Genomic DNA, 11838 nt, shown 5'->3' with positions numbered 1-11838 from the left:
GTTTTCTGTCTCTTATCACTCACTTTTTATGCATAAAAAAACCGCTCCGGGGAGCGGTTTTTTATCATGCAGCGTCGACGTTACTTGTCGTCACTGTTGCCGAAACCGGCGTTCAGCAGCTCAGCCAGGTTAGCCGAAGCTTCATCCGCGCTGACCTGCGGAACAGCAACGGGTTCGCCAGCCTGACGGCGACGCATACGATCCTGATGGTATGCATAACCGGTACCGGCCGGGATCAGACGACCCACGATCACGTTCTCTTTCAGACCGCGCAGTTCATCACGCTTACCAGCCACTGCGGCTTCGGTAAGTACGCGCGTCGTTTCCTGGAACGAGGCCGCAGAGATGAAGGACTCGGTCGCCAGAGACGCCTTGGTGATACCCAGCAAGTCGCGGCTGTAGGTTGCCGGAATCTTGCCGTCGGCTTCCAACTGACGGTTGGCGATCTTGACGCGAGACACTTCAGCCTGTTCGCCTTCCAGGAACTCAGTGCTACCCGCGCTGGCGATGGTGCCTTTACGCAACATCTGACGAACGATAACTTCGATGTGCTTATCGTTAATCTTAACGCCCTGCAGGCGGTAAACTTCCTGCACTTCGTTGGTGATGTAACGGGTCACCGCATGCACGCCACGCAGACGCAGGATGTCGTGCGGAGACTCAGGACCATCGGAGATCACGTCACCACGTTCAACGCGTTCACCTTCGAACACGTTGAGCTGACGCCATTTCGGAATCATCTCTTCGTACGGATCGCTACCGTCAACCGGGGTGATCACCAGACGGCGCTTCCCTTTGGTTTCTTTACCGAAGGAAATGATACCGCTGATTTCAGCCAGAATTGCCGGCTCTTTCGGACGACGGGCTTCGAACAGGTCAGCAACGCGCGGCAGACCACCGGTGATATCCTTGGTACCGCCGGATTCCTGCGGAATACGGGCCAGGGTGTCACCAGAGCCGATTTTCACGCCGTCTTCCAGCTGGACAATCGCTTTACCCGGCAGGAAGTACTGAGCCGGCATATCGGTACCCGGAATCAGAACGTCTTCGCCGTTGTCGTCCACGATTTTCAGCGCCGGACGCAGTTCTTTACCACCACCGGTACGTTCTGCACTATCCAGAACCACGATGGAGGACAAACCGGTCAGCTCATCGGTCTGACGCGTAATGGTCTGGCCGTCAATCATGTCGGTGAAGCGAATGTTACCGCTCACTTCCGTGATAACCGGCATGGTGTGCGGATCCCAGTTTGCTACGGTTTCGCCACCAGCTACGGCTTCGCCGTCGCCTTTCGCCATCACAGCACCGTAAGGCACTTTATAGCTTTCTTTCGTACGACCAAATTCGTCGATCAGCGTCAGTTCGGTGTTACGAGAAGTAATCACCAGCTTGTCTGCGCTGTTCTTAACGTACTTGGCGTTGCTCAGTTTCAGCGTACCCTTGTTTTTCACCTGGATACTAGATTCTGCTGCCGCACGAGATGCCGCACCACCGATGTGGAAGGTACGCATGGTCAGCTGGGTACCCGGTTCACCGATGGACTGTGCCGCGATAACCCCGATGGCTTCACCCTTGTTGATGATGTGACCACGAGCCAGGTCGCGACCGTAACATTTGGCGCACACGCCAAAGTCGGTTTCACAGCTTACGACAGAGCGTACTTTCAGCGAATCGACGGAGTTTTCTTCCAGCAGGTCACACCACTGTTCGTTCAACAGCGTGTTACGCGGAACCAGAATGTCAGCCGTACCCGGTTTGATCACGTCTTCGGCCGTTACACGACCCAGAACACGTTCACGCAGCGGTTCTTTAACGTCGCCACCTTCGATGACCGGAGTCATCATGATGCCTTCGTGCGTTCCGCAATCGTCTTCCGTTACCACCAGATCCTGCGCCACGTCGACCAAACGACGGGTCAGATAACCGGAGTTAGCGGTTTTCAGTGCGGTATCCGCCAGACCTTTACGAGCACCGTGGGTTGAGATGAAGTACTGGAGTACGTTCAGACCTTCACGGAAGTTCGCGGTGATCGGCGTTTCGATGATGGAGCCATCCGGCTTCGCCATCAGACCACGCATACCTGCCAACTGACGAATCTGTGCAGCAGAACCACGCGCACCGGAGTCGGCCATCATAAAGATGCTGTTGAAAGAAACCTGCTGCTCAACAACGCCATCACGGTTAACCACGTCTTCAACAGACAGGTTTTCCATCATCGCCTTGGCAACACGTTCGTTCGCCGCAGCCCAGATATCGATAACTTTGTTGTAGCGTTCGCCCGCGGTAACCAGACCAGACTGGAACTGCTCCTGAATCTCGGCAACTTCGGTTTCCGCTTCTTCGATGATTTCGGCTTTCTTCGCCGGGATAACCATGTCGTCGATACCTACGGACGCACCAGAGCGCGCAGCGTAAGCAAAACCGGTGTACATGATCTGGTCAGCAAAGATAACGGTCGGCTTCAGGCCCAGAATGCGGTAACAGGTGTTCAGCATTTTGGAGATCGCTTTCTTGCCCAGAGGCTGGTTAACGATCGAGTACGGCAGACCTTTCGGCACGATCATCCACAAAATCGCACGACCAATGGTCGTATCGATGATGCTGGTCTGATGCGTGGTTTCGCCTTCAATGTTCTTGATCTCTTGCGTAATACGCACTTTGACGCGCGCATGCAGAGAAGCCAGACCAGCACGATAGACGCGTTCAGCTTCTTTCGGTCCAGTCAGAACCATGCCTTCGCCTTTGGCGTTAACACAGTCACGGGTCATGTAGTACAGACCCAATACAACGTCCTGAGACGGAACGATGATAGGCTCGCCGTTCGCTGGTGACAGGATGTTGTTGGTCGACATCATCAACGCACGCGCTTCCAGCTGGGCTTCCAGCGTCAACGGTACGTGAACAGCCATCTGGTCACCATCGAAGTCGGCGTTATACGCAGCACACACCAGCGGGTGCAGCTGAATCGCTTTACCTTCGATCAGAACCGGTTCAAATGCCTGAATACCCAGACGGTGCAGGGTAGGCGCACGGTTCAGCAGTACCGGGTGTTCGCGGATGACTTCATCCAGGATGTCCCATACGACCGCTTCTTCGCGTTCAACCATTTTCTTGGCTGCTTTGATCGTCGTAGCCAGGCCACGCAGTTCCAGCTTGCCGTAGATGAACGGTTTGAACAGTTCCAGCGCCATTTTCTTCGGCAGACCGCACTGATGCAGACGCAGGTACGGACCTACGGTGATAACGGAACGACCGGAGTAGTCGACACGTTTACCCAGCAGGTTCTGACGGAAACGACCCTGCTTACCTTTGATCATATCGGCCAAAGATTTCAGCGGACGCTTGTTGGAACCGGTGATGGCACGACCGCGACGGCCGTTATCCAGCAGCGCATCCACCGCTTCCTGCAGCATACGTTTTTCGTTGCGCACGATGATGTCCGGCGCAGCCAGATCCAGCAGACGTTTCAGACGGTTGTTACGGTTGATCACGCGACGATACAGATCGTTCAGATCCGACGTAGCGAAACGACCGCCGTCCAGCGGTACCAGCGGACGCAGGTCCGGCGGCAATACAGGCAGCACGGTCAGGATCATCCATTCCGGCTTGTTGCCGGACTGTACGAACGCTTCCAGCAGCTTGATACGCTTGGTCAGCTTTTTACGTTTGGTTTCAGAGTTGGTTTCGTTCAGCTCTTCACGCAGCTGTTCGCACTCCTGCTCCAGATCCATGTTTTTCAACAGGGCCTGAATCGCTTCGGCGCCCATCTTGGCGTCGAATTCGTCACCAAACTCTTCAAGCGCATCCAGATACTGCTCTTCCGTCAGGATCTGGCGCTTTTCAAGGTTGGTCATGCCGCCTTCGATAACCACATAGGATTCGAAGTACAGGACGCGTTCGATATCACGCAGCGGCATATCCAGCAGCAAACCGATGCGGGATGGCAGCGATTTCAGGAACCAGATGTGCGCAGTCGGAGAAGCCAGCTCGATGTGGCCCATACGCTCACGGCGTACTTTGGTCTGGGTCACTTCAACGCCACACTTCTCACAGATAACACCACGGTGCTTCAGGCGTTTGTACTTACCGCACAGGCACTCGTAATCTTTTACCGGCCCGAAGATACGGGCGCAGAACAGACCGTCACGTTCTGGTTTGAACGTACGGTAGTTAATGGTTTCCGGCTTTTTAACTTCACCAAAAGACCACGAACGGATCATGTCTGGCGATGCCAGAGCAATTTTGATCGCATCAAACTCTTCGGTCTTAGTTTGCGCTTTCAGAAACTTTAATAAGTCTTTCACGGATTGGCTCCTGTCGGAGTTAGACCTGTAAGGCACCTGAGTCAAACTCAGGTGCCCCTGTAACGAATGTCAGCAACGCAATCGGGCTGGTATTACTTTTCTTCCAGCTCGATGTTGATACCCAGCGAGCGGATTTCTTTCAACAGTACGTTGAAGGATTCCGGCATGCCTGGTTCCATCCGGTGATCGCCATCCACGATGTTTTTGTACATCTTGGTACGGCCATTCACGTCATCGGATTTCACCGTCAACATTTCCTGCAGGGTATAAGCTGCACCGTAAGCTTCCAGCGCCCATACTTCCATCTCACCGAAACGCTGACCACCGAACTGCGCCTTACCACCCAGCGGCTGCTGAGTAACCAGGCTGTAGGAACCGGTGGAACGTGCATGCATTTTGTCATCAACCAAGTGGTTCAGCTTCAGCATGTACATATAGCCCACGGTGACCGGACGTTCAAACTGCTCGCCGGTACGGCCGTCAAACAGCGTAATCTGACCGGAAGTCGGCAGATCGCCCAGCTGCAGCAGCGCTTTGATTTCGCTCTCTTTGGCACCGTCGAAGACCGGCGTCGCGATGGGCATACCCTTCTTCAGGTTTTCTGCCAGACGCAGCACTTCGTCATCGGAGAACGTGTTCAAATCCACTTTCTGACGAACGTCGTTACCCAGGTCGTATGCTTTCTGGATGAATTCACGCAGTTTGTCCGCTTCTTCGCGCTGCTTCAGCATGGTGTTGATCTTGTCACCAATACCTTTCGCAGCCATACCCAGATGGGTTTCCAGAATCTGACCGATGTTCATACGTGATGGTACGCCCAGCGGGTTCAGTACGATGTCTACCGGCGTACCGTTTTCATCGTAAGGCATATCTTCGATCGGGTTGATCTTGGAGATAACACCCTTGTTACCGTGACGACCCGCCATCTTATCACCAGGCTGGATCTGACGTTTCACGGCCAGGTACACCTTGACGATTTTCAGCACGCCCGGCGCCAGATCATCACCCTGGGTGATTTTGCGGCGTTTGGCTTCGAGTTTCTTCTCAAACTCGTGTTTCAGCTCGTCGTACTGCTCGGCCAGCTGTTCCAACTGATTCTGTTTTTCTTCGTCAGTCAGACCCAGTTCCAACCAGCGCTCACGCGGCAGCTGATCCAGCTTCGCGGCTTCAACGCCACCGCTAACCAGCACGTCGTGAATACGGGCAAACAGACCGGCTTCGAGGATCTGCAGTTCTTCAGTCAGGTCTTTTTTGGCCTGCTTCAGCTGCATCTCTTCAATTTCCAGAGCACGTTTGTCTTTTTCAACGCCGTCACGGGTGAAGACCTGAACATCGATAACCGTACCGGAAACGCTGTTAGGCACGCGCAGAGACGAGTCTTTAACGTCAGACGCTTTCTCACCGAAGATAGCACGCAGCAGTTTCTCTTCCGGCGTCAGCTGGGTTTCGCCTTTCGGCGTCACTTTACCGACCAGAATGTCGCCACCGGTCACTTCCGCACCGATATAAACGATACCGGACTCATCCAGTTTGGACAGCGCGGCTTCACCCACGTTCGGGATATCAGCGGTGATTTCTTCAGGCCCCAGTTTGGTATCACGAGATACGCAAGCCAGTTCCTGGATATGAATTGTCGTGAAGCGATCTTCCTGCACCACGCGTTCGGAGACCAAGATGGAGTCTTCGAAGTTGTAGCCGTTCCACGGCATGAACGCGACGCGCATGTTCTGACCCAGCGCCAGTTCACCCAAATCGGTGGATGGACCATCGGCCAGCACGTCTCCGCGCTCAATCGGTTCACCCAGAGACACACACGGCATCTGGCTGATGCAGGTGTTCTGGTTAGAACGGGTATATTTGGTCAGGTTGTAGATGTCGATGCCCGCTTCACCCGGATACATTTCATCAGGGTTAACGTTGATGACAATACGTGATGCATCCACATACTGAACCGTACCACCGCGTTTCGCTACGGCAGTTACACCGGAGTCGACCGCTACCGCGCGTTCCATACCCGTACCTACCAGCGGCTTATCAGCACGCAGTGTAGGAACGGCCTGACGTTGCATGTTCGCACCCATCAAGGCGCGGTTAGCATCATCGTGTTCCAGGAACGGGATCAGGGATGCACCGACGGAAACCACCTGCTGGGTGGAAACGTCCATGTATTCAACCTGATCGCGGCTGAACAAGCTGGACTCGCCTTTGTTACGGCAGGTCACAAGCTCATCAATGAAGTGGCCTTCTTCGTCCAGATTGGTGTTCGCCTGAGCGATGACGAAGTTACCTTCTTCAATCGCAGACAGGTAATGGATCTCATCAGTCACAACGCCATCACGAACCAGACGATAAGGGGTTTCAAGGAAACCGTACTCGTTGGTCTGTGCATAAACGGACAAGGAGTTGATCAGACCGATGTTCGGACCTTCCGGCGTTTCGATAGGACATACGCGACCGTAGTGAGTCGGGTGTACGTCTCGAACTTCAAAGCCGGCGCGTTCACGGGTCAGACCGCCTGGGCCCAATGCGGAAATACGACGTTTATGCGTGATTTCAGACAGCGGGTTGTTCTGGTCCATAAACTGGGACAGCTGGCTGGAACCAAAGAACTCTTTTACCGCAGCCGAAATCGGCTTAGCGTTGATCATGTCCTGCGGCATCAGCGTATCAAGATCGCCCAGAGACAGACGCTCTTTAACTGCACGTTCGACACGGACCAGACCTACACGGAACTGGTTTTCAGCCATTTCGCCGACAGAACGAATACGACGGTTGCCCAGATGGTCGATATCATCCACTTCACCTTTACCATTACGGATGTCGATGAGTTTCTTCATCACATCAATAATGTCTTCTTTGCTCAGGATACCGGAACCTTCGATTTCCTCACGCAGCAAAGAGCGGTTGAATTTCATTCGACCAACTGCGGACAAATCATAACGATCTTCGGAGAAGAACAGATTTTCAAAAAGGCTTTCAGCCGCTTCGCGTGTCGGCGGCTCGCCCGGACGCATCATGCGGTAGATCTCAACCAACGCGCTCAGGCGATCGTGGGTCGGGTCGACGCGGACGGTCTCGGAGATATAAGGACCGTGGTCCAGATCGTTGGTGAACAGCGTTTCAATTTGCTTGTGACCGGACTGGCTGAGTTTGGCCAGCAGATCCAGCGACAGCTCCATGTTCGCATTCGCGAGCACTTCGCCAGTGCTTTCATCAACATAATCTTTCGCCAGCACTTTGCCGGCAATGTATTCTACCGGGACTTCAATGCTTTCGATGCCGTCTTTTTCCAACTGACGGATGTGACGAGCCGTGATACGACGACCTTTCTCGACGTATACCTTGCCGTTGGCTTCGATATCGAAGGAAGCCGTGTCACCACGCAGACGTTCTGGAACCAGAGCCATCAACAGCTTGTTACCGTTGATTTCATAGACGATTTTGTCAAAGAACAGGCCCAAAATGTCTTCGGTAGAGAAGTTTAATGCGCGTAGGATAATCGTCGCAGGCAATTTACGACGACGGTCGATACGGACAAACAGGTTATCTTTCGGATCGAATTCGAAATCCAGCCAGGAACCACGATAAGGAATGATACGTGCGTTATACAGTACCTTACCTGATGAGTGGGTTTTACCCTTGTCGCTGTCAAAGAATACGCCCGGGCTACGATGCAACTGAGAAACGATAACGCGCTCAGTGCCGTTGATCACGAAGGTACCGTTGTCGGTCATGAGCGGAATTTCGCCCATGTACACTTCTTGTTCTTTAATATCTTTAACGGTGCCTTCTGGCGCTTCACGCTCGTAGATCACCAGACGCAGCTTAACGCGTAACGGCGCAGAGAATGTGACGCCACGGATCTGACATTCTTTAACGTCAAATACCGGCTCGCCAAGGCGATAGCTCACATACTGCAGTTCGGAATTACCGCTGTAGCTTTTGATAGGAAATACAGAACGGAATGCTGCTTCCAGACCGTACTGGCCTTCCGGATCTTGCTCGATGAATTTCTGGAACGAGTCAAGCTGGATAGAAAGGAGATAAGGCACGTCCAGAACTTGCGGACGCTTACCAAAGTCCTTACGAATACGTTTTTTCTCGGTATAGGAGTAAACCATAGGGTTCCTCAGCTCGCTGAAAAGTAGAACCTCTCTGTCCGTCCTAAAAATAAAGGACAGTTCATGCAACACCGTTTATATCGATCGAAAAGTGGAACACTTTTCGCAATACTTGTTTCTATCACTCTTAAACCATTTCGCTGCAGTCGTGTTCAGCGGCCAAAGCGGCTGGAGGCGCAGTATATTAAGTCGTCGATAGAAAAAAATATTGTGGGTTAATCAATGGTCAAACAGTGTGAAACACCATTGATTCCCTACAGCGCAAAAAGGCTGGTGACTAAAAAGCCACCAGCCATCAGCCTGATAAATCAGGCTGCAACCTGTAAGTTAAACTTATTTAACTTCAACAGAAGCACCAGCTTCTTCCAGGGCTTTCTTCAGAGCTTCAGCGTCGTCTTTGCTGATGGCTTCTTTCAGAACTGCCGGAGCAGATTCTACCAGGTCTTTAGCTTCTTTCAGACCCAGGCCAGTCGCGCTACGAACTGCTTTGATAACTGCAACTTTGTTGCCGCCAACAGCAGACAGAACAACGTCGAACTCAGTTTTTTCTTCAGCAGCTTCAGCCGGGCCAGCAGCAGCAACAGCTACAGCGGCAGCAGCAGAAACACCGAATTTTTCTTCCATTGCGGAAACCAGTTCAACAACGTCCATTACAGACATAGCTGCTACTGCTTCCAGAATTTGATCTTTAGTGATAGACATAACAATAGTTCCTAAGAATCAGAAATAGTTTATACGTTAGCAAACACGATGCCAGTAAAAAGGGGCGATTAAGCCGCTTCTTTCTGATCGCGTACAGCAGCCAGTGTGCGAACCAGTTTGCCAGCAGCGGCTTCTTTCATGGTCGACATCAGACGTGCCAGTGCTTCTTCGTAAGTCGGCAGAGTTGCCAGACGGTCAATTTGATCCGCCGGAATCAACTCGCCGTTAAAGGCTGCAGCTTTGACCTCGAATTTTGCATTCGCTTTCGCGAACTCTTTGAACAGACGAGCAGCAGCGCCCGGGTGTTCCATTGAGTATGCAATCAGGGTCGGACCGATAAACGTGTCTTTCAGGCACTCAAACTCAGTACCTTCAACTGAGCGACGCAGCAGCGTGTTACGAACAACACGCATGTATACGCCAGCTTCACGACCTGCTTTACGCAGTTCAGTCATTTTATCTACGGTAACGCCACGAGAATCCGCAACAACCGCAGACTGCGCGCCTTTGGCTACTTCGCTGACTTCAGCAACAATCGCTTGTTTGTCTTGAAGATTTAATGCCATTAGCTTTTGCTCCTGGATTTGGCCGGAGAGATCTCCGGAACTCACTTCACCTGTAGCCAAAACGACCGACAGGCGTTAACACACGGTGAGCAGAATCCAGCAAAGACAAGTCAAACTTTTCTTCAGGCTCTGTCACCGTCTACGCAGGAAAATTAAGCTTCTTTCGAAACACCTGCGGTCTTGGACGGAGGCCTGGATCAGGCCAGGCTCCAACCGAAAATTCTTCTTTCGTCCCACAAGTGGAACAATGCGGCGTAGGATTATAAAGAAATCCAGCGCCGCAGTAAAGAGGAACAAAAGCTATCAGTTAGCTACGGCGTTCAAACCGCTCTGATCGACAGCTAAGCCAGCACCCATGGTGGTGGACAGGCTAACTTTCTTGATGTACACGCCTTTAGCCTGAGACGGTTTAGCTTTTTTCAGCGCAACCAGCAGAGACTCCAGGTTTTCTTTCAGTTTGTCAGCGTCGAAATCAACCTTACCGATAGTGGTATGGATGATGCCGTTTTTGTCGTTACGGTAACGAACCTGACCAGCTTTAGCATTTTTAACAGCTTCAGCAACGTTAGGCGTTACAGTACCCACTTTCGGGTTAGGCATCAGGCCACGCGGCCCCAGGATCTGGCCGAGTTGACCGACTACGCGCATTGCATCCGGAGAAGCAATAACGACGTCGAAGTTCATTTCGCCTTTTTTGATCTGGTCAGCCAGGTCGTCCATACCTACCAGGTCAGCGCCAGCAGCTTTAGCCGCTTCAGCGTTTGCACCCTGAGTAAATACGGCAACACGTACGCTGCGGCCAGTACCGTGCGGCAGCACAGTCGCGCCACGTACGTTCTGGTCAGATTTACGTGCGTCGATGCCCAGGTTTACGGCAACGTCAACGCTTTCTACAAATTTCGCAGTGGCCAGCTCTTTGAGCAGAGCAACGGCTTCGTTGATGTCATACTGTTTAGTTGCATCAACTTTGTCACGGATCACGCGCATGCGCTTGGTCAGCTTAGCCATTTCTTAGTCCTCCACTACCAGGCCCATGGAACGAGCGGTACCTTCAATGGAGCGAGTCATCGCTTCCACATCAGAACCAGTCATGTCCGCAGCTTTGGTTTCTGCGATTTCACGTACCTGAGCACGGGTTACTTTACCTACTTTGTCTTTGTTCGGCTTGCCAGAACCAGACTTGATACCAGCCGCTTTTTTCAGCAGAACTGCTGCCGGCGGAGTTTTGGTAATGAAGGTGAAGGAACGGTCAGAGTAAACGGTAATAACAACCGGAATCGGCAGACCTTTTTCAATGCTGTCAGTCTTAGCATTGAACGCCTTACAGAATTCCATGATGTTAACACCCTGCTGACCCAGAGCCGGACCAACCGGAGGGCTCGGGTTAGCCATACCGGCTGCAACCTGCAGCTTGACGTAGGCTTGTACTTTCTTGGCCATTTAACTTTCCTCGAATGGGTGATAGCGCTTCGTTTAACAAAGCTCCCCGCAGTGATAAAAACGTTTTACACGTCAATCGACGCATAAAATAAAGGCGCGAAATAGTAGTCTATTTTCGCGCCACAAACAAGCAGAAATTCTTAGCGACGAACGCTCAGATTAGCCTTTCTCTACCTGACCGAAATCCAACTCTACTGGAGTCGCTCGGCCAAAGATAGAGACAGAAACTTTCAGGCGGCTCTTCTCGTAATCGACTTCTTCAACAACGCCGTTAAAGTCTGCGAATGGGCCATCATTGACGCGAACCATTTCACCCGGCTCAAACAGAGTTTTCGGACGCGGCTTGTCACCCACCTGCTGCAGGCGGTTCATGATAGCATCGACTTCTTTATCGCTAATCGGCGCGGGACGGTCAGAAGTACCGCCAATGAAGCCCATGACGCGCGGAACGCTGCGAACCAGGTGCCAGCTAGCATCTTCCATTACCATCTGCACAAGCACATAGCCTGGAAAGAATTTGCGCTCGCTTTTGCGACGCTGTCCGCCACGGATCTCCACGACTTCTTCAGTAGGGACCATCACTTCACCAAACAGGTCTTCCATGTTGTGAAGTTTAATGTGTTCACGCAACGACTGAGCGACGCGACCTTCAAAGCCAGAAAACGCCTGAACGACGTACCAACGTTTCTTTGGAGCTTCAGACAT

7 protein-coding genes are annotated in these 11838 nt (G+C 52.3%); all 7 read right to left on the bottom strand.

Features of this window, described 5'->3' with window-relative positions:
- Positions 1 to 80: 80 nt before the first annotated feature.
- The 7 genes from rpoC to nusG all read right to left on the bottom strand — a co-directional run bounded on the left by rpoC (position 81) and on the right by nusG (position 11838).
- Complete coding sequence (gene rpoC, locus CKQ53_RS06270) at positions 81 to 4304, bottom strand: DNA-directed RNA polymerase subunit beta' (RefSeq protein ID WP_085653055.1); 4224 nt, start codon at positions 4302 to 4304, stop codon at positions 81 to 83.
- Between the two features lie 92 nt (positions 4305 to 4396).
- Entirely contained in the window at positions 4397 to 8425 is a 4029-nt protein-coding gene (gene rpoB, locus CKQ53_RS06265; protein WP_085653054.1) for a DNA-directed RNA polymerase subunit beta, read from the bottom strand.
- A 333-nt stretch (positions 8426 to 8758) separates the two neighbouring features.
- On the bottom strand, positions 8759 to 9127 hold the full coding sequence (rplL, locus tag CKQ53_RS06260; protein WP_026740922.1) for a 50S ribosomal protein L7/L12: 369 nt from the start codon (positions 9125 to 9127) through the stop codon (positions 8759 to 8761).
- Positions 9128 to 9195: 68 nt separating this feature from the next.
- Positions 9196 to 9693, bottom strand: coding sequence for a 50S ribosomal protein L10 (gene rplJ, locus CKQ53_RS06255; protein ID WP_085653053.1), 498 nt, complete (start codon positions 9691 to 9693; stop codon positions 9196 to 9198).
- Between the two features lie 303 nt (positions 9694 to 9996).
- Positions 9997 to 10701, bottom strand: coding sequence for a 50S ribosomal protein L1 (gene rplA / locus CKQ53_RS06250; RefSeq protein WP_085653052.1), 705 nt, complete (start codon positions 10699 to 10701; stop codon positions 9997 to 9999).
- A 3-nt stretch (positions 10702 to 10704) separates the two neighbouring features.
- Positions 10705 to 11133, bottom strand: coding sequence for a 50S ribosomal protein L11 (gene rplK, locus CKQ53_RS06245; protein WP_085653051.1), 429 nt, complete (start codon positions 11131 to 11133; stop codon positions 10705 to 10707).
- A gap of 159 nt (positions 11134 to 11292) precedes the next feature.
- Positions 11293 to 11838: a transcription termination/antitermination protein NusG gene (gene nusG, locus CKQ53_RS06240; protein WP_026740925.1), complete on the bottom strand. Its 546-nt coding sequence runs from the start codon at positions 11836 to 11838 to the stop codon at positions 11293 to 11295.

The sequence above is a fragment of the Lonsdalea britannica genome (assembly GCF_003515985.1).
Taxonomy (GTDB): domain Bacteria; phylum Pseudomonadota; class Gammaproteobacteria; order Enterobacterales; family Enterobacteriaceae; genus Lonsdalea; species Lonsdalea britannica.
Note: the sequence above shows the minus strand (reverse complement) of the source record. Positions and strands in the feature narration are given on the sequence as shown.